General features: G+C 59.3%; 27 protein-coding genes and 1 other annotated feature. Of the genes, 1 reads left to right on the top strand and 26 read right to left on the bottom strand.

The window, feature by feature from the left end; genetic code table 11:
• Window positions 1–93: 93 nt before the first annotated feature.
• The 13 genes from D781_RS09560 to D781_RS09500 form a co-directional block, all read right to left on the bottom strand.
• Window positions 94–1,107, bottom strand: a complete 1,014-nt coding sequence (locus D781_RS09560) for a lipoate--protein ligase A (RefSeq protein ID WP_015672118.1) — start codon at window positions 1,105–1,107, stop codon at window positions 94–96.
• 76 nt (window positions 1,108–1,183) lie between these two features.
• Window positions 1,184–1,642 (bottom strand): NlpC/P60 family protein, encoded by a 459-nt coding sequence (locus D781_RS09555; protein ID WP_015672117.1) that lies wholly within the window; start codon window positions 1,640–1,642, stop codon window positions 1,184–1,186.
• A gap of 136 nt (window positions 1,643–1,778) precedes the next feature.
• On the bottom strand, window positions 1,779–2,162 hold the full coding sequence (gene arnF / locus D781_RS09550; protein ID WP_015672116.1) for a 4-amino-4-deoxy-L-arabinose-phosphoundecaprenol flippase subunit ArnF: 384 nt from the start codon (window positions 2,160–2,162) through the stop codon (window positions 1,779–1,781).
• Window positions 2,159–2,503 (bottom strand): 4-amino-4-deoxy-L-arabinose-phosphoundecaprenol flippase subunit ArnE, encoded by a 345-nt coding sequence (arnE, locus tag D781_RS09545; RefSeq protein ID WP_015672115.1) that lies wholly within the window; start codon window positions 2,501–2,503, stop codon window positions 2,159–2,161. Before arnE ends, arnF begins: the two co-directional genes overlap by 4 nt.
• Window positions 2,500–4,164 carry a lipid IV(A) 4-amino-4-deoxy-L-arabinosyltransferase gene (arnT, locus tag D781_RS09540; protein ID WP_015672114.1) on the bottom strand — a complete coding sequence of 555 codons (1,665 nt, stop codon included), beginning with the start codon at window positions 4,162–4,164 and terminating at the stop codon, window positions 2,500–2,502. Before arnT ends, arnE begins: the two co-directional genes overlap by 4 nt.
• Complete coding sequence (gene arnD, locus D781_RS09535) at window positions 4,161–5,066, bottom strand: 4-deoxy-4-formamido-L-arabinose-phosphoundecaprenol deformylase (protein ID WP_015672113.1); 906 nt, start codon at window positions 5,064–5,066, stop codon at window positions 4,161–4,163. The genes arnT and arnD overlap by 4 nt, the downstream gene beginning before the upstream one ends.
• The gene (gene arnA, locus D781_RS09530; RefSeq protein WP_015672112.1) at window positions 5,063–7,045 is read right to left on the bottom strand and encodes a bifunctional UDP-4-amino-4-deoxy-L-arabinose formyltransferase/UDP-glucuronic acid oxidase ArnA; all 1,983 of its coding nucleotides are present in this window, start codon (window positions 7,043–7,045) and stop codon (window positions 5,063–5,065) included. Before arnA ends, arnD begins: the two co-directional genes overlap by 4 nt.
• Window positions 7,042–8,025: an undecaprenyl-phosphate 4-deoxy-4-formamido-L-arabinose transferase gene (gene arnC / locus D781_RS09525; RefSeq protein ID WP_015672111.1), complete on the bottom strand. Its 984-nt coding sequence runs from the start codon at window positions 8,023–8,025 to the stop codon at window positions 7,042–7,044. The genes arnA and arnC overlap by 4 nt, the downstream gene beginning before the upstream one ends.
• Entirely contained in the window at window positions 8,012–9,166 is a 1,155-nt protein-coding gene (gene arnB, locus D781_RS09520) for a UDP-4-amino-4-deoxy-L-arabinose aminotransferase (RefSeq protein WP_015672110.1), read from the bottom strand. Before arnB ends, arnC begins: the two co-directional genes overlap by 14 nt.
• A 483-nt stretch (window positions 9,167–9,649) precedes the next feature.
• Complete coding sequence (btuD, locus tag D781_RS09515) at window positions 9,650–10,405, bottom strand: vitamin B12 ABC transporter ATP-binding protein BtuD (RefSeq protein WP_041412077.1); 756 nt, start codon at window positions 10,403–10,405, stop codon at window positions 9,650–9,652.
• Between the two features lie 14 nt (window positions 10,406–10,419).
• Window positions 10,420–10,971 (bottom strand): glutathione peroxidase, encoded by a 552-nt coding sequence (locus D781_RS09510; protein WP_041411785.1) that lies wholly within the window; start codon window positions 10,969–10,971, stop codon window positions 10,420–10,422.
• 72 nt (window positions 10,972–11,043) lie between these two features.
• Entirely contained in the window at window positions 11,044–12,045 is a 1,002-nt protein-coding gene (btuC, locus tag D781_RS09505) for a vitamin B12 ABC transporter permease BtuC (RefSeq protein ID WP_015672107.1), read from the bottom strand.
• A 181-nt stretch (window positions 12,046–12,226) separates the two neighbouring features.
• A complete protein-coding gene (locus D781_RS09500; protein WP_015672106.1) occupies window positions 12,227–12,661 on the bottom strand; it encodes a DUF2502 domain-containing protein in 435 nt (144 codons plus the stop codon).
• 232 nt (window positions 12,662–12,893) lie between these two features.
• On the opposite strand from D781_RS09500, the gene D781_RS23970 reads away from it, so the two are divergent.
• Window positions 12,894–13,034 carry a hypothetical protein gene (locus tag D781_RS23970; RefSeq protein ID WP_015672105.1) on the top strand — a complete coding sequence of 47 codons (141 nt, stop codon included), beginning with the start codon at window positions 12,894–12,896 and terminating at the stop codon, window positions 13,032–13,034.
• A 160-nt stretch (window positions 13,035–13,194) separates the two neighbouring features.
• On the opposite strand, the gene D781_RS09490 is transcribed toward D781_RS23970, so the two are convergent.
• From D781_RS09490 to D781_RS09435, 13 genes are all read right to left on the bottom strand, one after another.
• On the bottom strand, window positions 13,195–13,452 hold the full coding sequence (locus D781_RS09490; protein ID WP_124014446.1) for a hypothetical protein: 258 nt from the start codon (window positions 13,450–13,452) through the stop codon (window positions 13,195–13,197).
• 129 nt (window positions 13,453–13,581) lie between these two features.
• Window positions 13,582–13,878, bottom strand: coding sequence for an integration host factor subunit alpha (gene ihfA / locus D781_RS09485; protein WP_015672103.1), 297 nt, complete (start codon window positions 13,876–13,878; stop codon window positions 13,582–13,584).
• A gap of 4 nt (window positions 13,879–13,882) precedes the next feature.
• Window positions 13,883–16,270 carry a phenylalanine--tRNA ligase subunit beta gene (gene pheT, locus D781_RS09480; protein ID WP_015672102.1) on the bottom strand — a complete coding sequence of 796 codons (2,388 nt, stop codon included), beginning with the start codon at window positions 16,268–16,270 and terminating at the stop codon, window positions 13,883–13,885.
• A 14-nt stretch (window positions 16,271–16,284) separates the two neighbouring features.
• Window positions 16,285–17,268, bottom strand: a complete 984-nt coding sequence (pheS, locus tag D781_RS09475) for a phenylalanine--tRNA ligase subunit alpha (RefSeq protein ID WP_015672101.1) — start codon at window positions 17,266–17,268, stop codon at window positions 16,285–16,287.
• Between the two features lie 140 nt (window positions 17,269–17,408).
• Window positions 17,409–17,532: a sequence feature (Phe leader region), on the bottom strand.
• Window positions 17,483–17,527, bottom strand: coding sequence for a pheST operon leader peptide PheM (gene pheM / locus D781_RS23965; protein WP_121626058.1), 45 nt, complete (start codon window positions 17,525–17,527; stop codon window positions 17,483–17,485). (Overlaps the previous feature by 45 nt.)
• Before the next feature lie 113 nt (window positions 17,533–17,645).
• The gene (gene rplT / locus D781_RS09470; protein WP_004931417.1) at window positions 17,646–18,002 is read right to left on the bottom strand and encodes a 50S ribosomal protein L20; all 357 of its coding nucleotides are present in this window, start codon (window positions 18,000–18,002) and stop codon (window positions 17,646–17,648) included.
• 43 nt (window positions 18,003–18,045) lie between these two features.
• Window positions 18,046–18,243, bottom strand: coding sequence for a 50S ribosomal protein L35 (gene rpmI / locus D781_RS09465; protein ID WP_004931418.1), 198 nt, complete (start codon window positions 18,241–18,243; stop codon window positions 18,046–18,048).
• A gap of 98 nt (window positions 18,244–18,341) precedes the next feature.
• The gene (gene infC, locus D781_RS22665) at window positions 18,342–18,893 is read right to left on the bottom strand and encodes a translation initiation factor IF-3 (RefSeq protein ID WP_015672100.1); all 552 of its coding nucleotides are present in this window, start codon (window positions 18,891–18,893) and stop codon (window positions 18,342–18,344) included.
• Between the two features lie 3 nt (window positions 18,894–18,896).
• Window positions 18,897–20,825, bottom strand: coding sequence for a threonine--tRNA ligase (thrS, locus tag D781_RS09455; protein ID WP_015672099.1), 1,929 nt, complete (start codon window positions 20,823–20,825; stop codon window positions 18,897–18,899).
• A gap of 301 nt (window positions 20,826–21,126) precedes the next feature.
• On the bottom strand, window positions 21,127–22,692 hold the full coding sequence (locus D781_RS09450) for a right-handed parallel beta-helix repeat-containing protein (RefSeq protein WP_015672098.1): 1,566 nt from the start codon (window positions 22,690–22,692) through the stop codon (window positions 21,127–21,129).
• Between the two features lie 147 nt (window positions 22,693–22,839).
• A complete protein-coding gene (locus D781_RS09445) occupies window positions 22,840–23,019 on the bottom strand; it encodes a hypothetical protein (RefSeq protein WP_015672097.1) in 180 nt (59 codons plus the stop codon).
• Between the two features lie 86 nt (window positions 23,020–23,105).
• Window positions 23,106–24,239, bottom strand: a complete 1,134-nt coding sequence (locus D781_RS09440; RefSeq protein WP_015672096.1) for an ABC transporter substrate-binding protein — start codon at window positions 24,237–24,239, stop codon at window positions 23,106–23,108.
• Between the two features lie 149 nt (window positions 24,240–24,388).
• Window positions 24,389–25,672 carry an amino acid permease gene (locus D781_RS09435; protein WP_015672095.1) on the bottom strand — a complete coding sequence of 428 codons (1,284 nt, stop codon included), beginning with the start codon at window positions 25,670–25,672 and terminating at the stop codon, window positions 24,389–24,391.
• Window positions 25,673–25,904: the final 232 nt, after the last annotated feature.

Raw genomic sequence — 25,904 nt, 5'->3', positions numbered from 1 at the left:
CTCGTCTGTTTTTTGCCGCGGCGCAACCCGCAACAGGCGATAAATCACGGGCAACGGCGGACAAGATGCGCCGTCGCCCGGCCTGAACGACGATTATTTGATGGTTTCACTGAGCCAGTCGCACAGCTGCGTCAGCTCCGCCCGCTGGGCCGGATACTCATCAGCCAACTGCCGGCAGCACGCCGCCACCGCGTCGCTGCGGTAGGCGCAGCCCACCAGCAGTTCAGCCAGCCGCTGCAATGCCGCCGGCTGCAGGCTGTCGGTAAAAATCTGCGAGCGGCTGATCGCACCCTGCTCAACGTCAAAAAAGATATCCACTCCGCCCCAGCTGAAACGCTCGTTCAGCAGATGGCTGAAGGCCGGCGCCTTGCCGAAATTCCACGCCCAGCTGCTCTGTTTGGCAAACTGTTCGGCAAAATTAGGCAGGTCGGGATACACATCGGGCGAGATCACTTCCGCCACGGCGCTGCCGCCGTAATAGGCGAAAAACGCCTGCACGATGGCGTCACACACCTGCTGGTGGCCGATCGTCGGTAAAAACTCCGCCAGGTTGGCCACCCGTGAACGCACCGAGGTAATGCCTTTGGCCTGCAGTTTTTTCTCATCGGGGTTCAGGTAGTCCGCCAGGCGGTTCAGATCGGCGTTCAGCAGCAGCGTGCCGTGGTGGAAGCCGCGATCCTGCGTTTCACGGTAGGCGGAGCCGGAGATCTTGCGCGGGCCTGCGGCGGTGTCGATCACCAGATCGTTGCGCCCGGACGCCGTAGCCCGGATGCCCAGCGTCGCCAGCGCCTGCAGGATAATCTGCGTCGATACGCTTTTATCGTAGCCCGGCTTGCCGGCCATAAAGGTAAAGCAGGTGTTGCCCAAATCATGGAACACCGCCCCGCCGCCGCTGCTGCGGCGCGCCAGCCGGATGCCGTCCTGCTCCATACGCCGGGTGTTGCACTCTTTCCACGGGTTTTGCGACTGGCCGATCACCACCGTTTCCGCATTGCGCCACAGAAACAGGATTTTTTGCGTGCTCATCTCGCGGAAGATGCACTCTTCCACCGCCAGATTGAACCAGGGATCGTAAGAATCAGAAATCAATACGCGCAGGGTCGTCATTGCCGTTACCAGTCAGAACATCATGCCGCCATGATAACGGAATACGACATTTTCGCTTACCGAAAAAAGCGGGCGCCTAGATGCGGCGCGCCTGCCAGTACACTTTTTTCCAATACACGTTGTTCAGCGAGGAGCGGATCACCCCGCGGCTGGTAGAGGCGTGAATAAACTGATCGTTGGTGTCATAAATCCCGACGTGCAGGCCGTTTTCTCCGTGGCCGGTTTTGAAGAACACCAGATCGCCCGGCATCAGTTCATCGCGCGAGACTTTATTGCCGATTGAGGTCTGATCTTCCGTCGAGCGCGGCAGCTGCATATCGAAACGGTCGCGGAAGGTGCGGTAGACAAAGCCGGAGCAGTCAACGCCGCCGCGATCCAGCCCGCCGTAACGGTAAGGCGTGCCGTGCCACTGCTGCAGCTGTTCGTTCAGCTGCGCTACCACCACGATGGAATCCGCCAGCCGGCCGCTCGGCGGCGGCGCGTGGCTGCTGCAGCCGGCCAGCACCAGGCTGAGCAGTAAGAACCAGGTACGCATTGTTATCATCCCTTGCTTGCCTAGATTGCCGCATTGCCCGCGCGGCGGGAAGTCACGGCGCCATGCGGCTAATTTATCCTCGCCGGCGTAAAAAAGGCAAGTTTCAACCGGGATAATTCTGATATCACGCCAATTTTTAGCGCTGCCGCGCCTTCCGCCGCGTAATCAGCCAGACCCCCAGCAGAATCAGCAGCGTCCCCAGGCTTTTTGACAGGCTGGCGGATTCGTTAAACCACGGCAACGCCACCGCCGCCAGATACACCAGCGCGTAGCTGATGCTCAACAGCGGATAGGCGCGGCTCAGCGCCAGGGTGCGCAGCGCCATCAGCCAGCACAGCATCGACAGCCCGTAGCCGGCGATGCCGGCGGCCACCGCCAGCAGCGGCGTCAGGCTCTCCGCCGTCGGCAGCGTCATGCTCAGCGACAGCGGCGGCAATTGCATCATGCCCCACTTCATCAGCAGCTGCGCGACGCTGACCAGCAGCACGCTGGCGATGCCCCAAACGTAGCCCTTGCTCATAGCGGCAGGCTCATCAGCACAATCCCCGCGACAATCGTCACCACGCCGCACCAGTGGCGCGGCGTAATCGACTCCTTAAACACACGACGCGACGCCAGCGTCACCAGCACAAAATTCAGGCTGAGCATCGGATAGGCCTGGCTGAGCGGCAGCCGCTGCAGCACCGCCAGCCAGACCGCCATCCCCGCCGCCAGCAGCGTCAGCGCCAGCGCCAGCCAGCGCAGCAGGTAGCGACGGCGCACCGCGGCCGGCAGCCGCCAGCCGCGCGCCGCCTGTTTCTGACACAGCTGTCCGCCACAGGTCAGCAGACACGCCAGCAGCACCAGCAGATAGCCGCTCATGGCCGCTGCTGATACCAGTACAGTACGTAGCGGTTCATGCGCTGCACCTTATCCGGCGGCGGCAACCGATCGGACAGCTGCTCCCCGCGCGACAGCTGCAGCGCCAGCGATACGCTGCCCTGCCGGCGCGCCTGTGCCAGCCACGCGGCGAATTCGTCGCCGCCGATAAACCGCTCACGCGCATCGGCATAGCCCAGCCCATACCCCACCTCGCCCTGTTCGTTGTACATCAGCACGTCGCTGCGCTTTAGCTGCCAGGATAAACCGGCGGCCAGCCCGACGCTGTCGCTCAACACGTAGCGGCTGTGCGTCAGCAGAACCTGATTGGCGCGGATAAAGTTCTGCGGCTGTTTGGCGTCGATCACCTGCTGCGGAATGGCATAGCCGATCAGCAGACACAGCAGCAGCGGACAGGCTGCCGCCCACGGCCAGCGGCGGGCGCCGTTGCCGAGCGACAGCACGGCGAACAGCAGCCAGCCGGCAAACGCCGTCGCCCCCAGCGCCAGTTTTATCCCCTCGTGCGTGCCGTATAACGGCGTGCCCGGCAGCAGGCCGCTGCCGAGCAGCAACAGCGCCATCAGCCCCAGCGCGCCGAACAGGCCGTTCAGCAGCGCGTTCACCCGGAATACCCGGTTGCGCAGCGCGCTCAGCCGCTCTTCGGCATACTCCGCCATCAGCAGCGCCAGCGGCGCCATACAGGGCAGAATATAGGTCGGCAGTTTACCCTTGGCGATGCTGAAAAACAGCAGCGGCATCAGCACCCAGCTGAGCAGGAAAAACAGCTCCGGCCGCGCGGCACGCTCGCGCCAACCCTTCAGCAGCGAACCCGGCAACAGCGCCAGCCACGGCAGCACGCCGGCCATCAGCACCGGCAGGTAATACCAGAACGGCGCCTTATGCTGCGCATTATCCTCGGCAAAGCGCTGGATATGCTCAATCCAGAAAAAGTAGTGCCAGAAGTCCGGCTCACGTTCGGCGATCGCCAGCGCCCACGGCAGGCTGAGTAGCGCCGCCGTAACGATCGCCAGCGGGCCGTAGATCAGCAGATCGCGCACGCGCCGCTGCGCTATCGCGATCGGCAGCACCGCGATCACCGGCACCGCCAAAGCCAGAAAGCCTTTGGTCATAAACCCCATGCCGCAGGCCAGACCGAGCAGCGCATAAGCGCCCAGCTTGCCGCGCACCGAGGCCGCCTGCAGCGCCAGATAGTAACTGACCATCGCCGCCGTCATCCACAGCGCGATCATCGGGTCGAGCACGCTGTAGGTGCCGATGCTGAACACCAGCACCATCGACAGGAATATCAGCGCCGCCAGGCCGGCGCGGCGCGCGTTGCGCCACATCAGCAGCGCCAGCGCAAACACCAGCAGCGCACTGACGCCGCTGCAAAACGCCGAGCCGAAGCGCACGGCAAAGTTGGAGTCGCCAAACAGCCACTGGCTGATATTGTTAATCCAGTAGCCCGCCACCGGTTTTTCAAAGTAGCGCAGCCCCAGCAGATGCGGCACCACCCAGTCGCCGCGCTGCAGCATTTCACGGCTGATTTCCGCATAGCGGGTTTCATCCGGCTGCCACAGCAGACGACCGTTCAGCGGCAGCAGATACGCCAGCGCAAAAAACAGCGCGGCAACGATGGCCCAGGCGTGTTTTAACGACTTCATGCAACGTCCTTCACTTCAGTTTGACGGCCCAGCCAACCTTCACGGCCGGGAAACGGCGCGCGCTCAATGTCGCCGACCGGCAGCGACGCCACATCCGCAGGCAACAGCGCGCTCAGCGGGCAGAATTCAATGCCCTGCCGCTGCGCCCGCTGCAGTAGCTGCTCAAACATCACCGCCTGCGACATGCCTTCCACCTCGGTGTGGATGGTGTACACCGGCACGCCGGCGTCCCGTTCTATCGCCTGCAGAATGTAATCATTAAAGCCCGCCATACTGACTTCGCGGCCGATCGCCTCATCAAAGGTCGGCAGCGTCACCGGGATTTGCACCGTCCCCAGCGAACCGTCGTCAAGACGCGGACGGAACGGCCGCGTACCGCGGCAGTCGCTGTTGTAGTCAAAGCCGAAGCGCTCTTTCACCGTCAGCACGCGCCGGTCGGCGCGCCAGCCGGCGACTGCCGAACAGCGCACCGGCTGGCCGATGGCGGCGCTCAGCGCATCAACGCCCAACTGCACCTGCCGCGCCAGCTGCGCTTCGGACCAGCGGCCGGCGTTGGCCTGCCAGCCCTGGTGATCCCAGGCGTGCAGCCCGACCTCATGGCCGGCGGCGGCGGTCTGCTGCATCAGCGGCGCCAGCGTGCGCGCAATATGGCGGCCGGGCCAGGCGGTGCCCGCCAGCAAAATATCCCAGCCGTAAAGTGAGGCGGCGTTGGAGCGCAGCATCTTCCACAGAAACTGCGGCCGCAGCAGGCGCCATAAATGGCGCCCCATATTGTCCGGCCCGACGCTGAAGAAGAAGCTGGCGCGGATACCGTACTGCTCAAACAGCGCCAGTAGGCGCGGCACCCCGCCCCGGGTGCCGCTGAAGGTGTCAACATCCACCCGCAGGCCGACTTTCCTCATGCCTCCTCGCTCTCCTGCACGGTGGTGCGCAGGAAGTAGTCCAGCGTTTCGGCGACGGTCTGCTGCATGGCGATGGTCGGCTGCCAGTCCAGCAGGCGGCGGGCGTTGCGGATACTCGGCTTACGGTGTTCCACATCCTGATAGCCCTGGCCGTAATAGCTGCTGCTTTCCACGTTTTTAAAGCCGGCAAACGGCGGGAAACGGTCGCGCAGCGGGTGGTCGTTAAAGCTGGCCAGCAACATCTCCGCCAGTTCACGAATGCTCGCCTCGTTGGTGGGATTGCCGATATTGACAATCTGGCCGTCGCACAGCCCGTCGCGGTTTTCAATAATGCGGTACAGCGCCTCGACCCCGTCGTTAATATCGGTGAAGCAGCGCTTCTGCGCCCCGCCGTCCATCAGTTTGATCGGCGAGCCTTCCACCAGGTTGAGGATCAGCTGGGTGATGGCGCGCGAGGAACCGATACGCGCGGCGTCCAGGTTGTCCAGCCGCGGCCCCATCCAGTTGAACGGCCGGAACAGCGTGAACTTCAGCCCCTCTTTAGCCCCGTAGGCCCAGATCACCCGGTCGAGCAGCTGCTTGGATACCGAATAGATCCAGCGCTGTTTGTTGATCGGCCCGACGATCAGGCGGGAGCGATCTTCGTCGAACTCCTTATCGTCGCACATGCCGTACACTTCCGACGTGGACGGGAAGATGATGCGTTTGTTGTACTTCACGCAGTCGCGCACGATCTTCAGGTTCTCTTCAAAATCCAGTTCGAACACCCGCAGCGGATTGCGGGTATATTCGATCGGCGTGGCGATCGCCACCAGCGGCAGCACCACGTCGCATTTCTTGATGTGATATTCGATCCACTCGGAGTGAATGCTGATATCGCCCTCGACAAAGTGGAAGCGCGGATTGTCCAGAAAACGGCTGATGGCGTCGGAGCCGATATCCAGCCCGTAGATCTCATAGCGGTCTTCCCGCAGCAGACGCTCGGTCAGGTGGTTGCCGATAAAACCGTTCACCCCCAGGATCAGCACGCGGGTGCGACGCTTCAGCGCCGACTGCGGTTTGGCCAGCAGGCGCACATCGGCCACGATGCCCATCTCCTGCGCCAGCCGGCTGCCCTGCACGTACAGGCCGGCCTCATTCTGCCCGGCGATAATCTCCAGCGCGCCTTCGCCGCAGGCCACCACCAGCGGCGCGATACTGAGCACCGTGCCGGGCTGTTTGTCATGCTCAATCGCCAGCGGACGCGAGCGCCAGACGATCAGTTTGCGCTGCCCCAGATAGCTGAACGCGCCGGGATACGGCTCGGTCACCGCCCGCACCAGGTTATGGATGGCGCCGGCGCTGTGGTGCCACTGGATTTCACCATCGGCGGCGCTGCGGCGGCCGAAATAGCTGGCCTGAGATTCATCCTGCGGGCTGAAGGTTGCGCTGCCGTTTTTCAGCTTCGGCAGTTGCTCTTCCAACAGGTGCGCGGCCGCCGCCAGCACTTTTTTGTGCAGCGTCAGCGCGCTGTCCTCCTCGGCGATCGCCACCCGCTGCTGGCCGACGATATCGCCGGCGTCCGGCCGTTTGACCATTTTATGCAGCGTAACGCCGGTTTCGCTTTCGCCGTTGACCAGCACCCAGTTCACCGGCGCGCGGCCGCGGTAGCGCGGCAGCAGCGAACCGTGCAGGTTGAAGCCGCCCAGCGGCGCCAGCGACAGCACCTCGTCGCTCAGCAGGTTACGGTAGTAGAACGAGAAAATAATCTCCGGCTGCAGCTCGCGGATACGCTCGACCCACAGCGGGTGGTTGACGTCCTCCGGCGCATAGACCGGCAGACCCAGCTCGGCCCCCAGGCGCGCAACCGAAGAGAAAAAGTGGTTTTCGCCAGGCGCGTCGGTATGGGTAAACACCGCCTGAATGTCGTAACCTGCGTCAGTCAGCGCCTGCAGACCGGCGCAGCCAATATCATGGTAAGCAAATACAATCGCTTTCATCGTTCTTCTTCCTGAGTCTTTGGGTCTGACCGTTTGCCGACCACTTTCTGAACAAAATAACGCGGGCGCGCACGCACGTCGGTGTAGATACGCCCGATGTACTCACCGAGCAGCCCCATGCCGACAAACTGCGCGCCGATAAAGGTGAACAGCACGGCAAACAGCGTGAAGACCCCGCCCTCCGCCCACTCCGGCCCCAGCACCAGACGCAGCGTGAACAGCAGCAGCGCCAGGACAAACCCGCACAGCGCCACCACGCTGCCGACCACGCTGAGCAGACGCAGCGGCGTGGTGGTCAGACAGGTGAGCAGGTCGTACATCAGGTTAATCAGCTTCATCAGGCTGTATTTGGAGTCGCCGAACTCGCGCTCGGCGTGCCGCACGTCTATTTCCGTCGTGCGGCGGGCGAAGGTGTTCGCCAGAATCGGAATAAAGGTGCTGCGTTCGTGGCAGTGCAGCATCGCCTCGACGATATGACGCCGATAGGCACGCAGCATGCAGCCGTAATCGCCCATCGATTTGCCGGTGGCGCGCTGGATCATCAGATTGATCACTTTGGAGGCGCTTTTACGGAACCAGGAGTCCTGCCGGTTGGCGCGCACGGTGCCCACCACGTCGTACCCCTGCTCCGCCACGCTGACCAGCCGCGGGATCTCTTCCGGCGGGTTTTGCAGATCGGCGTCCAGCGTGATCACCAGATCGCCGCTCACCTGATTAAAACCGGCCATAATCGCCGAATGCTGGCCGTAGTTGCGGTTCAGCAGCACCGCGATGACATGGCTGTCCGGCCGCTCGGCCGCCGCGGTCAGCATATCGGCGGAGGCGTCGCTGCTGCCGTCGTCCACCAGAATGATTTCATACGCCTGCGTCAGCTGATGACAGGCCGCCGTGGTGCGTTCCAGCAGCGCCGGCAGGCTCTCCTGTTCGTTATAAACCGGGATGACGACTGAGACTTTGTTGATCGGTTCAACCTGCGACACGGGACGCCTCCAGTAAGCTGAACAGCGCGCTGACCACGCGGTCGACGTCCGCCTCGCTCATATCCGGGAACAGCGGCAGCGTACACAGCCGCGCCGAGTTCCATTCGGTATGCGGCAGGCGCAGCTGCGGATAGCGCTCACGGTAGAATTTTTGCGTGTGCGCAGCGCGAAAATGCAGCCCGGTGCCGATGCCCAGCGCCTTCAGGCGCGCCATCAGCGTATCGCGGTCGAAACCGCAGCGTTCGGCGTCCACCCGCACCATAAACAGGTGCCAGGCGTGGTCGTGCGGATAGTCCGGCAGCCCCAGCGGCAGGAACGGCGTACCCTGCAGCGCCTGCAGGTAGCGCTCGGCCAGCGCCTTGCGGCGCGCGTTCAGCTGCGGCAGCCGCGCCAGCTGCACCACGGCGATCGCCGCATGAATGTCGGACAGGTTGTATTTGTAGCCGGGCTCCACCACTTCCGCCTGCGGCGTGCGTCCCTGGGTCTGGCGGTCGAACGCATCCACCCCCAGACCGTGAAACTTCAGACGCCGCACGCGCTCGGCCAGTTCCGCGTCGTCGGTGGCGATCAGGCCACCTTCGGCACAGGTCAGGTTTTTTATCGCATGGAAGGAGAAAATTGCCGTGCCGCGCGCGCCGACCCACTCGCCCTGATAGCGGGCGCCCACCGCGTGTGCGGCGTCCTCAATCAGCGGCAGCTGGTGTCGCTGCGCCACCTCGCGCAGTGCATCCAGCGGCAGCGGCGCGCCGGCGTAATGCACCGGCACAATGGCTTTGGTCCGGGGGGTTATCGCAGCCTCCACCGCGGCGGCGCTGACCATCAGCGTCTCGCGGTCAACGTCAATCATCACCGGCGTTGCGCCCAGTAATTCGATCATATTGAGGGTCGATACCCAGGTTTGCGACGGGGTAATCACCTCATCGCCCGGGCCGATGCCGAGCGCCATCAGCGTAATATGCATGCCCGCCGTGGCGGAACTGACCGCTACCGCATGCCGGCAGCCAAAGGTGCGGCAAAAATCCGCTTCCAGCTGCTGATTTTGCGGCCCGGTGGTGATCCAGCCGGACGTCAGCACCTTGCCTACCGCCGCAATTTCTTCATCGCCAATTGCCGGACGAGAGAAAGGCAAGAATTGATCCATAGTAAACCTCAAAGATTGCAACGTGATTTCAATTACAATGTAAGGCGTTTTTATTTAACGGATAGTAAACGCCGGAGAAAGTCGTTTCCGGTTGTTCCATGGTCAATGTACGGCGACAAGCTTAACTGAACCTTAAGATGAAATTCATTTTCTGCGGAAGTTTTGACGGCGGACTCGCCGAAGGGGAAAGTGCAAATCCACCAAAAAACAATAAGTTATAATTATTAACAATTATCCCTTAAAATAAGTGAACTTATTTAGCCTAGCACGCGAGGCGTGTTTTTCAAGGAAATGGGTGTATTTAAGTCAAATATAAACCGGCGCTGCGCCGGTAATTAGCCGGCTATTTTATCCAGTCTGTTGATATTTCGTTTATACAGAAGAGACGGCAAGAGAAGGAATCGCAACGCGCTTACTCCGGTCGATGGTTCGGCTGACTGTGCGCAGTTGCAGCCTGCGGTATGACCGACCGGAATAATACGCTCAGGCGGTGGTCGTCATAATCCAGCGCCGGTCGCCCACCGCCTGCATATGAAACTCCACGTCATAAATCTGCGACAGCAGCGCCGGCTCCATCACCTCACGCGTGGCGCCCTGCCGCAGCACCTGCCCGGCCTGCAGCAGCCAGACGCGATCCGCCTGCTGCAGCGTATGGTTAAGATCGTGCGCGCACACCAGCGCGCTGCGCCCGCTGCGGCAAAACTCATGCAGCAGGCGATCCAACGCCACTTTCTGCGCCACGTCGAGCGCGCTGGTCGGTTCGTCCAGCAGCAGCAGCCGGCCGTGCGGATTAATGCTGGGCCATACCTGCAGCAGCGCCGCCGCCAGCCGCACCCGCTGCCACTCGCCGCCGGAAAGCTGCTGCAGCATGCGCGACAGCTTATCGCTCAGTTTCAGCTGCTGACACAGGTAAAAAATCGCGTTTTCCACCGCCTGCGGCGCAGCGCCCGCCGGCTGGTGCAACGCCAGGTACTGAAATACCGGCATCAGCGCCGCCGGCGGCTGTTGCTGGCTCAGATAGGCGCGCCGCCGCGCCAGCTCTGCGGCCTGATAGTCGTCCAGCGGCCGACCGTCCAGCGCGATCGCGCCTTCTCCCGGCAGCAGCCCCGCCAAGCGCGCCAGCAGGCTGCTCTTGCCGGCACCGTTCGGGCCGATCAAATGCACCTGCCATCCCGCCTCGACCTGCGCGTTAAACGGGGCCAGACGCCCCGCGACCCCAACCTGGCTGAGCTGCAGCATCGTCATCCGCTTCCTTAACGGCCCAGCGCCTGCTCAACCGCCGCCGTCAGCTGCGGATCTTCCGGCGTCATATCCGGCGCAAAGCGCTGGATCACCTGGCCGTCGCGGCTAATCAGGAATTTTTCAAAGTTCCACAGGATATCGCCGGGCTGTTTCGGCCCCTGATCCTTACTGATGCGTCGCGCCATAAACTCGCTGCCCTGCGGCGCCAGCGCAACGGGCTGCGCGGCAATCAGCGCCTGGTACAGCGGATGGCGGTTGGCGCCGTTCACCTCAATCTTGCTAAACAGCGGGAACTGCACGCCGAAGGTGGTCTGGCAAAACGCCTGGATCTGTTCATTGCTGCCCGGCTCCTGCGCCAGGAACTGATTGCACGGGAAGCCCAGCACCGTCAGTCCCTGTTGGCGATAGGTTTCGTACAGCGTTTCCAGCCCGGCGTACTGTTTGGTCAGCCCGCACTCAGAAGCCACATTGACCACCAGCAGCACATCGCCCTGATACGCCTGCAGCGTGGTCTGGCGATTGTCGATCGTGGTCAGCGGAATGTCATAAATAGCCTGCGTCATCATCGTTATCCTGTCAGTTTGCGAGTCGTTATGGGTAAAAGTCCGGCGTCGGGGCCGGATGTCAGCCCCAGCTTACGCCCTCACCCGGGTCAGTAGCCAGATAAACAGCGGCGCGCCGAGGGTGGCGGTCACCACGCCGATCGGCAACTCCGCCGACAGCAGCGTAATACGCGCCAGCACATCGGCGGCCAGCAGCACGCCGGCGCCGGCCAGCGCGCAGCCCGGCAGCAGATAGCGCTGATCGGTCAGGCCGCTCAGCCGCAGCATATGCGGGATCACCAGGCCAACAAAGCCGATGACCCCCGCCAGCGCGACGCTGACGCCCACCAGCCAGCCAACGGCCAGCACCAGCAGGTTGCGCCACAGATGCAGCGGCAGACCCAGCTGACGCGCCTGGGTTTCCCCCAGCGTCATCAGGTTAAGCGCCTTGCCCTGCCGGCACAGCCACAGCACCGCCGGCAGCAGCGCCAGAATCAGCCACTTCTGCCGCCAGTCGACGCCGCCAAAGCCGCCCATCATCCAGTACATCAGCTGGCGCAGATCCAGACTGGAGCTGAAGTAGACCGCCCAGGTCATCACGGCGCTGCAGACGATGCCCAGCGCCACCCCCACCAGCAGCAGACGCGCATTGGTCAGACGCCGCCGACGGGCAAAGCCGAGCAGTAAAAAGGTCATCGCCAGCGCGCCGACAATCGCGCTGAGGCTCATCCACGCCACCGGCAGCAGGCCGTGGCTCAGTAAGACCGTCAGCACCAGGGCTACGCCGGCGCCGTTGGCCACTCCCAGCAGCCCCGGCTCCGCCAGCGGGTTTTCAAACAGCGCCTGCATCACCGCGCCGGCCACCGCCAGGCTGGCGCCCACCAGCATCACCGCCAGCGCGCGCGGCAGGCGCAGCTGCCAGACAAATAGCTTGGCGGCATCGCCAAACCACTGGTTCGGCCACAACCAAAGATCGCCGGCGCTCAGGCTGAACATCAGCGCCACCGCCATACCCAGGGCCAACAGTGTCAGGTAGCGCCGGTCGCGCCGGCGCTGGTGGTTAAGTAAAAGTGTGAAGGTCTGGCTGGTCGGCATAAACGCGGCAATTCCCTGTGGGCCGAAGGCGTCGGCCGAACGTTAACATCTGTAGTTAAATATTAGGGGGTTAACGTCGTCAGGGAAAGCCTTTGTCGCCCGGCGGCGGGGAAAAGGCGGCGGCAGGCGCGTACCTGCCGTGCAACGGACGGGCGCGCCTGCCCGCTGGAGTGAAAAGCAATCAGCGCTGTTCATCGCCTCGCGCCGGATACGGCCGAGCGTCGTGTTGCGCGCCGCGGCCGCCATCATGACCATCGCGGCGCTCGTGCGACGACGTCTGCCGTTCTGGCGCACCGTGCCGGCCGCGTTCGCCGTCGGCATGATGCGCATCACCGTGGAACGGGTTGTCGCCGCGGCGCCCTTCCCCATGCGGCGCCGAAGGCCGCCAGCGGCCGCCGTCCCAGTAATCACCGCGCTCGTTGCGTTCACCAATGCCACGCCCCTGATGCGCATGCCACCACTGCGGCGGACGCCAGTCATAGCCGTCCCAGTAGTAGCCTCGATTATCCCGATCGCCCAGATGCAGCGACACGCCGGGCACATTGATATCAATAGACACGTCCGCCTGCGCCGCCACCGGCAGCAGTAAACACATCAGCAACAGCATTTTATTCATGGGATAGTCTCGGGTTATTTTTAGTCGGCGCTGTTATAGCAGGCCGGTTATTTATCGACTATCGCAACGGCTCCTATTTGCAGATTGTTTTCGTCATCCTTACGCCATACTGACATTTCACTGCCAGCGTCAACATAAATATGGCTGCTAACAGCGCTTAACGATTTACTGACGGACGCCGCCGCCGGCCGCGATTTATAATTCGTTAAACCTTGCAACCGGGAAATTGATTATGACTAAACGTATTGTCGCTCTGGCCGGCGTCGTCCTGCTCACCACCCTGCTGAGCGCCTGCTGCTTCGGCCCGCATGGCGGCGGTGGACCGCACGACGGAGGCCACGGCGGCCCGCGTGGGGACTATCGCCACCGCTAATATCAGGGGCTGCGGCCCCGTTTTTTAGTCTATTTATGAAGGTTAATTAACGTCACCCTCTTATTTTAACGCTACGCGTGGAAATACATATTATCGCCCCATGTGGATTAAGATATTAATTTACTACCAATCTGCACATCCCACGGGAGGATTTTACGGTTCAGCGCTCACCTCTGACATAACTGCATACGCCAACAGTGACTATGACCAGCGCCATAAAAAACGCAGCGCTTAAAACCCGTTGCCACCAGTCATCGAACCAAAAGAATGAGACAAACACGCCAATAGAGAAAATTCCGCCAACAATAGCCTCAATGAGATGCAAAGCCCCTTTCCCCGCAACCATTCCTTTGGCTATTGATTTTACATCCATGTATTCCTCTGCAACTTGTTGAATTTCTCCTAACAATACAAACAACTTGAAGAAAAATCCACCTATCTCCTAACCAGCACCGGCCCGACACGTCCTTCTTGTTAAATTAAAAGAGCCGCTATGCAAGACATGAAAAAGGCCGCATCAGCGGCCTTTTTAGTGTTACTACCCGTGTCAGCTTTTCGGGCTCGCGTTTTCCACCCGGCTTTTTAACTTCTGCCCCGGACGGAAGGTCACCACGCGGCGCGCCGTAATTGGGATGTCTTCGCCGGTTTTTGGGTTACGCCCCGGACGTTGATTCTTGTCGCGCAGGTCGAAATTGCCGAAACCGGACAGTTTGACCTGTTCACCGTTTTCCAGAGCCCGTCGGACTTCTTCAAAAAACAGTTCTACCAAATCTTTCGCATCCCGTTTGCTAAGCCCCAGCTTTTCAAACAGGTGTTCAGACATTTCAGCTTTAGTAAGCGCCATAGGTTCAATCCCTCAAGGATGCTTGGAATCGCTGTTTTAGAGCCTCTACGCATTTTGCAACGGTAGCGGCGATCTCCTCTTCTTCCAGTGTACGGGCGGTATCCTGCAATACCAGACTGATAGCCAGGCTCTTATAACCCTCTGCTACGCCCTTGCCGCGGTACACATCAAACAAGTTTACGCCAACTATCTGATTTGCGCCAACTTTCTTACACTCCGCCAAAATATCTTCTGCCGGCACGTTTTCAGCCACCAGAACGGCGATATCACGACGGTTTGCCGGGAAGCGAGAAATCTCCCGCGCCTGAGGCACGACGCGGCTTGCGACCTTATCCCACTCCAGTTCAAACACCACGGTGCGACCGTTAAGATCCAGTTTACGCTCAAGTTCCGGGTGAACCACACCGATGAAACCAATGCGCTCGCCGTGTAAATAAATGGCCGCACTCTGCCCCGGGTGCAACGCCGGATTGGCCTCCGCCTTGAACTGAATGTCGGACAATTTACCGGTCAGCTCCAGGACAGATTCCAGATCCCCTTTTAAATCATAGAAGTCCACCGGCTTTCTTGCCAGATCCCAGTGTTCATCATGGGTATGGCCGGCGATCACCCCTGCCAGCATGACATCCTGACGGATACCCAGATCTGCTGAACTATCAGGAACAAAGCGCAGGCCGCTTTCAAACAGACGCAGACGCGTCTGCTGACGGTTCTGGTTGTAGACCACCGCCGACAGCAGGCCGGTCCACAGCGACAGACGCATCGCCGACATCTCGACCGAGATTGGGCTTGGCAGGATCAGCGCCTCTTCGTTCGGGTGCAGCAGCGCCTGAACTTTAGGATCGACAAAGCTGTAGGTGATCGCTTCCTGGAAGCCGTGATCGACCAGCAGGGTTTTCACCCGCTTCAGCGTCAGGTCGGCCTCGCGGTGACGGGTCATCACCAGGTCGGCGCGCACCGGCACGTCAGGAATATTGTTGTAACCGTAGACGCGGGCCACTTCTTCCACCAGGTCTTCTTCGATTTCCATATCGAAACGCCAGCTCGGCGCTACCGCCTGCCAGTCGTCGCCCTGCTCGGTCACTTCACAGCCCAGACGACGCAGAATATCGCTCACCTGTGCGCTCGGCACCACGTGGCCAATCAGGCGGTCCAGCTTCTCGCGGCGCAGCGTGATGGTCGCGCGCTGCGGCAGTTCGCCTTCGTGCGTCACGTCGATCACCGGGCCGGCCTGGCCGCCGCAGATATCCAGCAGCAGACGGGTGGCGCGTTCCATCGCCTGGTACTGCAGCGCCGGATCCACGCCGCGCTCGTAGCGGTGGGAGGCATCGGTATGCAAACCGTGACGACGCGCGCGGCCGGTAATGGCCAGCGGGCTGAAGAATGCGCACTCCAGCAGCACGTCCTGCGTTTCTTCATTCACGCCGGAATATTCGCCGCCGAAGATACCGCCCATCGCCAGCGCTTTTTGCTCGTCGGCAATCACCAGGGTATCGGCCTGCAGTTTGGCTTCATTGCCGTCCAGCAGCGTAATGGTTTCCCCTTCGCTCGCCATGCGCACGTTGATGCCGCCGCTGATGCGGTTGAGATCGAAGGCGTGCATCGGCTGGCCCAGTTCCATCAGCACGTAGTTGGTGATGTCCACCACCGCGTCAATGGAGCGAATGCCGCAGCGACGCAGCTTTTCGCGCAGCCACAGCGGGCTTGGCGCCTTAACGTTGATGCCTTTTACCACGCGGCCCAGATAGCGCGGGCACGCCTGCGGCGCGGAAACGCGGATCGGCAGGGTCGCGTCGATGGTGGCGGCGACCGGCGTCATATCCGGCACGTTCAGCGCCAGTTGGTTCAGGACGCCGACGTCGCGCGCCACGCCGATGATGCCCAGGCAGTCGGCGCGGTTCGGCGTCACGCTGATTTCGATCGCATTGTCGTCCAGCTGCAGGTATGCACGGATATCGGTGCCGACCGGCGCATCCGCCGGCAGTTCGATAATGCCGTCGTGATCGTCGGAAACGCCCAGCTCGGAGAAGGAGCACAGCATGCCTTCGGACGGCTCGCCGCGCAGCTTGGCCGCCTTGATTTTAAAATCGCCCGGCAGCACGGCACCCACGGTCGCGACCGCCACTTTCAGGCCGGCGCGGCAGTTAGGCGCGCCGCAGACGATGTCCAACAGACGGTCGCCGCCAACGTTGACCTTGGTGACGCGCAGTTTATCGGCGTTAGGGTGCTGGCCGCACTCGACCACCTCGCCCACCACCACGCCGGTAAACGCGCCGGCAACCGGCTCCACGCCGTCCACTTCCAGACCGGCCATGGTGATTTGTTCGGATAATGCTTCGCTGCTGATGGCCGGGTTTACCCACTCGCGCAACCAGAGTTCACTGAATTTCATGTGATATTCCCGCCTTACTTAAACTGTTTGAGGAAACGCAGATCGTTTTCGAAGAATGCGCGCAGATCGGTAACGCCATAGCGCAACATCGTCAGACGCTCCATGCCCATGCCGAAGGCGAAGCCGGAATACACTTCAGGGTCGATGCCCACGTTACGCAATACGTTCGGGTGCACCATGCCGCAGCCCAGTACTTCCAGCCATTTGCCGTTCTTGCCCATCACGTCGACTTCGGCGGAAGGCTCGGTGAACGGGAAGTAGGACGGACGGAAACGCACCTGCAGATCTTCTTCAAAGAAGTTGTTCAGGAAGTCGTGCAGCGTGCCCTTCAGGTTGGTGAAGCTGATGTCTTTATCGACGATCAGGCCTTCCATCTGGTGGAACATCGGGGTGTGGGTCTGATCGTAGTCGTTACGATAGACGCGGCCCGGCGCGATGATGCGGATCGGCGGCTGCTGGTTTTTCATGGTGCGGATCTGCACGCCGGAGGTTTGGGTGCGCAGCAGACGCTTGGCGTCGAACCAGAAGGTATCGTGGTCGGCGCGCGCCGGGTGGTGGCCCGGGATATTCAGCGCATCGAAGTTGTGGTAGTCATCTTCAATTTCCGGCCCGGTCGCCACGGAAAAGCCCAGCTCGCCGAAGAAGGTTTCGATGCGGTCAATGGTGCGGGTGACCGGGTGCAGGCCACCGTTTTCCATGCGACGGCCCGGCAGGGAAACGTCGATGGTTTCCGCCGCCAGACGCTCGTTCAGCGCCGCGCTCTCCAACGCGTTTTTGCGTGCGTTAAGCGCTTCCTGAACCTGCTGTTTCGCCTGGTTGATCACCGCCCCTGCGGCCGGACGCTCTTCCGCCGGCAGTTCACGCAGCGACTGCATCTGCAGGGTAAAATGGCCTTTTTTGCCTAAATATTCGACGCGCACCAAATCTAACGCGGCAACATCCTGGGCATCTTCTACGGCTGCCTTGGCATTGGCAACCAGCTCTGCGAGATGTGGCATTGCTTTCCTCTTCCTCTGGCCGGTGTGGCCCGCTAAATAGTCGTTAAGGGATTACCGTTTAATAATACCTTGATAAATAAGTAGTTATCTATCTTTTCGTCCGCCTTTTGGGCAAAAAATCACGTTTTCTTTCGCCCAAAACAAAAAAAGCCTCCACAGGGGAGGCTTAGGCGCTACTTTCCGTTTCTTTTCTTACGCGCAAAGCCTCCTGAAGTCAGGCGCTAAAGTAAAAAAAGAAACGGAAAATAGCAGCGTGCATGCTTGCATTACCTTGTTGGTTGCGGTTGACCACATTGATAAAACGCGGGTCAATAAAAGTCAACATCTGCCCGACGGGCAAAGATTAAAAGAGGGAGCAAGCTCCCTCTTCCACTGACTTACGCCAGAGCTGCTTTCGCTTTTTCAACCAGTGCGCCGAAGGCCACTTTGTCGAATACTGCGATGTCAGCCAGGATCTTACGGTCAATTTCAATAGAGGCTTTTTTCAGGCCGTTAATGAATTTGCTGTAAGACAGACCGTTCTGACGAGCAGCTGCGTTGATACGTGCAATCCACAGCTGACGGAACTGACGCTTACGCTGACGACGGTCGCGGTAAGCATACTGACCTGCTTTGATTACTGCCTGGAAGGCAACACGATATACGCGCGAACGGGCACCGTAGTAGCCTTTCGCCTGCTTCATGATTTTCTTGTGACGTGCGCGTGCAATTACACCACGTTTTACGCGAGCCATATGCTCTCTCCTAAAGTCTTATTCTTGAATCAAAAAATGTGGCTTATGCGTACGGCAGGCACGCGGTAACCAGGACCAGATCGTTTTTAGACACCATGCCTTTCGGACGCAGGTGACGTTTACGCTTGGTTGCTTTTTTGGTCAGAATATGACGCAGGTTAGCATGTTTACGCTTAAAACCACCGCTGCCGGTTTTTTTGAAGCGCTTGGCTGCACCACGTACAGTTTTAATTTTTGGCATTTTAATTAAATCCACTTCGCATTGTTAAACAACGAATCAGTGAGGCGAATAAAACCCACACAACGCAAGCGCTGCGCGGGTTCGATTACTTGGAAGCCTTACTGTTTCTTCTTGGGTGCGAGCACCATGATCATCTGGCGGCCTTCGATCTTCGTAGGGAAGGACTCGACCACTGCCAGATCCATATCTTCACACAGGTCTTTACGGACGCGGTTAAGCACTTCCATGCCGATCTGCTGGTGCGCCATTTCACGCCCGCGGAAACGCAGGGTGATTTTGGCTTTATCGCCGTCTTCCAGAAAGCGAATCAGGTTGCGTAGTTTGACCTGATAGTCGCCATCATCGGTACCAGGCCGGAATTTGATTTCCTTGACCTGAATAACTTTTTGTTTCTTCTTCTGCTCTTTCGTCGACTTGCTCTTCTCGTAGAGGAATTTGCCGTAATCCATGATTCGGCAAACCGGCGGTTCGGCGTTAGGACTGATCTCGACTAGATCGACGCCAGCTTCCTCAGCCTTTTCAAGAGCTTCTCTCAGACTGACAATACCAATCTGCTCGCCATCCAAACCTGTCAAGCGAACCTCTTGGGCGCGAATCTCTCCGTTGATGCGATTAGGGCGCGCCGGTTGAACTCGTTTTCCGCCTTTAATACTTTATTCCTCCAGTTGATGAAGACTACGGCTGCGAATCTCGTGCAGCAGCTTGTCTACGACTTCACTTACGTCCAGGCTTCCCAGGTCTTTGCCACGGCGGGTACGAACGGCAACTTTGCCTGCTTCGACCTCTTTGTCGCCGCACACCAGCATATAGGGAACCCGACGTAAAGTATGTTCGCGAATTTTAAAGCCAATCTTCTCATTTCTCAAGTCCGCTTTAACACGAATACCTGCATCTTGCAGTTTTTTGGTTAATTGCTGGACGTAATCAGACTGACCGTCGGTGATATTCATCACCACCACCTGCACAGGGGCGATCCAGGTTGGGTAGAACCCGGCGTACTCCTCGGTCAGAATACCGATGAAGCGCTCCATGGAGCCCAGAATAGCGCGGTGAATCATTACCGGCACCACGCGTTCGTTGTTTTCGCCAACGTACGACGCGCCTAAACGGCCCGGTAAGAAGAAATCGAGCTGCACGGTACCACATTGCCATGCACGATCCAAACAATCATGCAGAGTAAATTCAATTTTTGGTCCGTAGAACGCGCCCTCACCCGGCTGATATTCAAACGGAATGCCGTTCTCAGTCAGCGCGGCCGCCAGGTCGTCTTCCGCTCGGGTCCACATTTCGTCGGTGCCGATGCGTTTCTCCGGACGGGTGGATAATTTCACCGCAATCTTTTCGAAGCCAAAGGTGCCGTACATATCGTAGACCATTTTGATGCAGTCGTTCACTTCGGCGCGCACCTGATCTTCAGTACAGAAGATATGGGCGTCGTCCTGGGTGAAGCCGCGCACGCGCATCAGGCCGTGCAGCGAGCCTGACGGCTCATTACGGTGGCAGCTGCCGAACTCGCCCATGCGCAGCGGCAGGTCGCGGTAGGACTTCAGGCCCTGGTTAAAGATCTGCACGTGGCCCGGGCAGTTCATCGGCTTGATGCAGTATTCACGGTTCTCCGAAGAGGTGGTGAACATCGCGTCCTTGTAGTTATCCCAGTGGCCGGTTTTTTCCCACAGCACGCGGTCCATCATAAACGGACCTTTCACTTCCTGATACTGGTACTCTTTGAGCTTCACGCGCACAAAGGCTTCCAGCTCGCGGAAGATCGTCCAGCCGTCGTTATGCCAGAACACCATGCCCGGCGCCTCTTCCTGCATGTGGTACAGGTCGAGCTGCTTGCCGATTTTACGGTGGTCGCGCTTGGCCGCTTCTTCCAGACGCTTCAGGTAGGCGTTCAGCTGCTTTTTGTCCGCCCAGGCGGTGCCGTATACGCGCTGCAGCATTTTATTTTTGCTGTCGCCGCGCCAGTAAGCGCCGGAGGTCTTCTGCAGCTTGAAGTGGTGGCAGAAACGCATGTTCGGCACGTGCGGACCGCGGCACATGTCGATATATTCTTCGTGGTGATACAGGCCCGGATGGTCATCGCGGCTGATGTTTTCATCCAGAATCGCCACTTTGTAGCTTTCGCCGCGGGCGGCGAAGGTGTCGCGGGCCTCTTGCCAGCTGACCTTTTTCTTGATGACGTCATAATCCTTGTCAGCCAACTCATGCATCCGCTTTTCCAGCAGATCCAGGTCTTCCTGCGTCAGGGTATGGTCCAGGTCAACGTCATAATAGAAACCGTTGTCGATCACCGGGCCGATGGCCATTTTGGTGTCCGGCCACAGCTGTTTGATGGCATGGCCCAGCAGGTGCGCGCAGGAGTGGCGCAGAATCTCCAGCCCCTCTTCGTCCTTGGCGGTGATGATCGCCAGTTGCGCATCGGATTCAATCAGATCGCAGGCGTCGACCAGTTCGCCGTTCACACGGCCGGCAATGCAGGCTTTCGCCAGGCCAGGGCCGATATCGCGGGCAACGTCCAGGGGGGATACGGCGTGGTCGTAATGACGCTGACTGCCGTCAGGAAGCGTAATAACAGGCATTAATCATTCCTTATCTACAGTGGTGACCCACACGACAGATCACATATAGAAAAACATTTTTGTTTAACATCGATGCGTTATTGGCGCTATTTAGCTTCACTCTGCCAAATATATACACGCACCGGCACAGAATTTGCGATGTGCCGAGGGTGTGACGCGATAACGGCGCACAGTGTAGCACCTTGCACGGGCGGACGGCTACCCGCGGCTTTCTCATCCAGGCCTGTTGACCGCGGATAAAAACGCAACCATGCCCGGACGCAGGCTCCGGGCATGGACAGCGTTCAATCACGCGCGTCGTTTACAGCGTCCCCCACTCACGCCGCTTGATTTCGCCCTGGTAGTTCTGGTCCAGATAGCTGCGATAGTCGCCATCCGCATACTGCCCGCCATCCCAACGCTTCAGCCTTCTTTGCGTCGCGGTATGCCCCGCCTCCACCAGGTACGTCTCCCCGTTAATCAGCAGATATTCGCCCGGCGCCGCCGTGGCCAGAATTTCCGTATAGCCGTCGCCGCGGTAATTATATAAGGCGTAGCCTTTCCAGTCCGGGTGGTACTGCAGCACCAGGCTGCCGCGCGTGAAGTTGATTTCTCCCGCGCCGTTTAAGTCAGAATAATGCCCGCGTTCGCAGGTGCCGATCGAGAAACGACTCGGGAAGTTGCCCGGGCTGCCCAGCGGCGATATCAGCGCCGGGAAGCCGTTTTTCTGCCCACCCATAATAAACTGCCGGCCGACCAGGCTTCTGAGCGCGGCGATCGGATAGTCCGCCGTCGCCCCCAGCTCAATGATAAAACGTTCAATCGCGGCGTGGGTATTTTCGCCAATACAGACCCGCGTCGCCATGCCGTTAAGCTTGATAGCGCTCTGCAGGCTGGAGAAAAAGTTGCCCTGAATCAGACAGTTGCCGGAGCTGTTAATCACCCTCAGGCCATAGGCCGTTTTACCGGCCGTACCGGCAATTTTGTTGTTGGTAATCACGTTATTGAATGAGCCGGAATGAATCCGGTTGCTGACAATGCCGATCCCCGCCACCTCGGCAATATCATTGCCGTTGATAACGGCGCCCGAACAGGACTCGATAAATATGCCGTTCTTGTTATTTCTTAAAATATTGCCGCTGATATTCATTTGGCGGGCGGTGCCTGACGCATTCTCCGGCGTATTACCTTCAATATCGATGCCATTATCCCCCGTATTCATCACGTAGTTCCCCGCGATGATAATCCCGTCGGGGCGCTCGGCCTGAATACCGATAAAGGCGACATCCTGAACATAACACGCGGTAACCTGGCTCTCTTTACAGCCATACGCCGACGTTGAACTGCCGCTGCGGCGTAAATAAATACCGCCGGCCTGGCCGACATTATTGTTATGCACCCGAACCTGATGAATGCGCACGCGTTGGGAATCGACGATATTGATCGCCACCATACTGGCAGCGGTGACCTGGGAGGCATTGCCGTCAAGGGTGATGCCTTCAATGCTGATATCGGTGCAGGCGCCGCTCCAGTTGGTCACGAGCGCGCCGGGGACGTTTCCTGCCGTACCGGGCATCAGTTTAATCGTCCCGTTGCCGCACAGCGTCACGCCCGAACGCATATTCAGGCAGCCAAAACCGGCGGCCACCTCACCGGCGATCACGGTTGAAGCCGGATTTTTCGACACCATGTACGTTCTCGCCCCCAGCGTGACGCAACAGGGCGTTCCGTACGACAGATAAGACTGATGCGCCGCATCGATCGCCGCCTGAATTGCTGTGCGATCATCGGTCGCGCCGTCACCGGCGGCGCCGAACATTTCCGGGGTGTAATTCCCCTCGCCCACGGCGGCATACCTTTCCTGGTTCCCAGTCTGAACATGTTCCATATTGACTCTCCTCGTCGATATTGCTCTGTATAAACCTCATGCCCGGCTCACGAACCGGGCAGCGCCAGAGTATTTAAGAGGAAAGAGGAGAAAAAACAGAGTCAATCGGGGCTGGTGAGTCACCACACAACATGCGCTATCGCGCCGTTAACGCCCCCACCGCCAGCAAAGTCCGCCCAGCATCACCAGGAAAACCAGCAGGGAAATCAACAGCCGCCGCCACAGCTGCCCTTTCAGGCAGGAGAAAACCAGATCGGTAATATCAAAGATGAACGTCAGTAGCACGCCGATAATATTGATAATGACGTTTGCAATTATCTCAATCATGTCCCGGCTCATCGCTGCGCTGCGGGAAATCCGGCCATCTATAGGATGCCGGGAAAGCACGGCGCTTTCCCGTTTTTCCGGTGATGTTACTTGCCGCCCGGCGCCTGCGCGCCGAGAACGCCCTTGCCTTCGGGCACTTCGGTAAAGTTCTTCAGGATTTCGCTGTAGGTTTGCGCCGGATCCAGCGTTTTAAACTGCGCCGGGTAGATAAATTTCGCCAAATACTCCAGCCCGACGATATTGTACGGATGGTTGTAGAAGTTATGGTAGATACCGTAGAAGCGCCCCTGTTTCACCGCGTCAATCTGAGCAAAGCCCGGGCGCTGCTTCATCCGCGTAAAGGCGTCGTCCACCTGCTTTTGCGTGACACCGTAACCAAACGGCACCGCGGCGTTGGTTTTACTCGCCCACTGCGAACCGGACACAATATACACCTGCGGCTTCATGCTGATAACTTTCTCCAGCGAAACGTCACCGGTAGCGCCGGGCAGCAGCTCAGAGCCGATATTACGGGCGCCGACCGCCTCCACCAGCCCGCCCCAGCCGACATGCGCATGGGTAAAGCAGCAGGACTCCAGACCGTTCAGCCCGGCTTTCGCTTCAATAAACACCAGCGGCTTGGGTTCAATCGCCTGGGTTTTCGCCACGATATTCTGATAGTGCTGCTGATAATAATCGGTGTACTGCTTGGCTTCTGGTTCGCGATCCAGCGCCTCTCCCAGCAAGGTCACGCTTTTCGGCGTGTTCTCCACCGGTTTGAGCATGGTGTCGATAAACAGTACCGGCACCCCCAGCGCTTTCAGCTGTTTGAGCACGCCGGTCTGTTCCAGCGACGGCTTGGAGCGCAGCTGGGCGATCATCAGGTCCGGCTGTTTGGCGATCACGCTTTCCAGGTTCACCTCGCCATGGTCGCTAAAGCCCATATCGAGGATGTTATTGGCCGCCGGCCATTTGCTTTTCAGGATGTCCCAGGTTGCTCCGTCGCTCTTTTTCAGCAGGTTATTCCAGGCCACCAGGCGGCTGAACGGATCGGCGCGGTCCAGCAGCGCCAGCGTCAGAATATCACGGCCGTCCTGCACCACGACGCGTTTAGGCTCCTGCTTCAGCGTTACGCGCTGGCCGGAAGTGTCGGTTAAGGTTAACGGATATTGGGTCGCCAGGGCCTGGGCGGAGAAAACGCTGGCGCAGGCTAACACCAGCGGGATAATTCGACGGGACACACGCTGCTCCTTAGTAAAATATCAACCAGGAAAGCATAATGAGAATTACTTTTATTATCAAAATCCAACGGTGCTTTTCAGCGCCTTAATTGCAAACAGGTGTTAACCGGCAGCGGAAAGCGGCGCATCCTGACGATGCGCCGGCGGTGTTACATCAGGCCGTAAATCAACGCCGACAGGGCAATCAGCCCCATCACCAGAACAAAAACATTGCTCAGGGCGCGGTACTTATGCATCGACGGCACGGCCCGCACCGCGTACATCGGCAGGATAAACAGGATCACCGCGATCAGCGGGCCGCTGATGGTCTCGATGATATGCAGCGCGCTCGGGTTCCATACCGTCGCCGCCCAGGTGAGCAGGAACAGCACCAGCGCAGAGACACGGTGCGTAGTGCGTGAGCTCAGCGGCTTACCCAGCGCCCGGGTGACGCCGTCAATCAGGCTGGTCGCCCCTTCGGTAACCCCCAGCGAGGTGCCGAGGTAGGATTTCGCCATCGCCAGCATCGCCATGACCGGCCCCAGATAGGCGATCAGCGGGTTGGAGAACTTGTTCGCCAGCGTGGTCAGCACGGTAATGTTCTGCGCTTTGGCCTGCTCCATATCCTGGTAAGACAGGCTCAGCACGCAACTGAAGACGAAGAACAGCACGGTAACGCAGATCAGCACATAGCTATAGCGCATAATCCGCGCGCAGCGGCGCTCCGCCCTGTCGCCGTACAGGCTTTTCTGCGTCGAGGCGAAGGAAGAAATGATCGGCGCATGGCTGAAGGAGAACACCATCACCGGCACCGCCAGCCACAGCGAATGCCACAGCGACGGGCTGTCAAACTGCGTGCTCATCAGCCCCTGGGTGAAATGCGCGGTATTCCAGCTCGGGACCAGATACAGCGAAATGCCCATCAGGAACACCAGCAGCGGGAAGACCAGCATGCCCATGGCGGCGACAATGCCGTCCTTGCCGCGCAGCAGCACCAGATTCAGCACCACCACCACCGCCAGGCTCAGCCACAGGCGCGGCGGCGGCGCGACGTGGAACTGGTGAATCAGGAAGCTGTCCAGCGCATTGGTGATCGAAATGCTGTACACCAACACAATCGGGAAAAATGCCAGCAGATAAAGCACCATGATAATTTTGCCGGCCAGCACGCCAAAGTGCTCCACCACCACATCATGGATATTGCCGTCGCGGCTGGAGCCGGACAGCACAAACCGGCTCAGGGCGCGATGCGGCAGATAGGTCAGCGGAAAGGCGAACAGCGCCATCAGCAGCAAGACCAGCGGGCCGTTCAGGCCGGCGTTAATTGGCAGAAACAGCGTGCCGGCGCCCACCGCCGTAGCATATAACCCGAACATCCATACGGTGTCCGTTTTGTTCCAACGCGACGATGGCGGGGTCGCCAGCGCGCCGGTATCCGGAGAAATAGAACTCATGAGACAGCTTACCTTAATCTGTAACGACAACGATTGCGCTCAACGGAACTTCCCTCTCCGTGATATTTTATTTTATAATTCAATTGGTTAACAAGAAGAACCATCTGATTGCCTGTTGAAAGGACGGCAAAGGATAATTAAAAATGCAGGATGGGTCTATGTTTATGCGGTTAACTGCGCGCTTCGTGAACGATTAATCCATAGTTACCGCGTGGGTTCAGCATAATCATGC

It is taken from the genome of Serratia sp. FGI94 (genome assembly GCF_000330865.1).
GTDB classification, from domain to species: Bacteria; Pseudomonadota; Gammaproteobacteria; order Enterobacterales; family Enterobacteriaceae; genus Serratia_B; species Serratia_B rubidaea.
The sequence above is the reverse complement of the archived record's forward strand: the minus strand, read 5'-3'. Positions and strand labels throughout refer to the sequence as shown.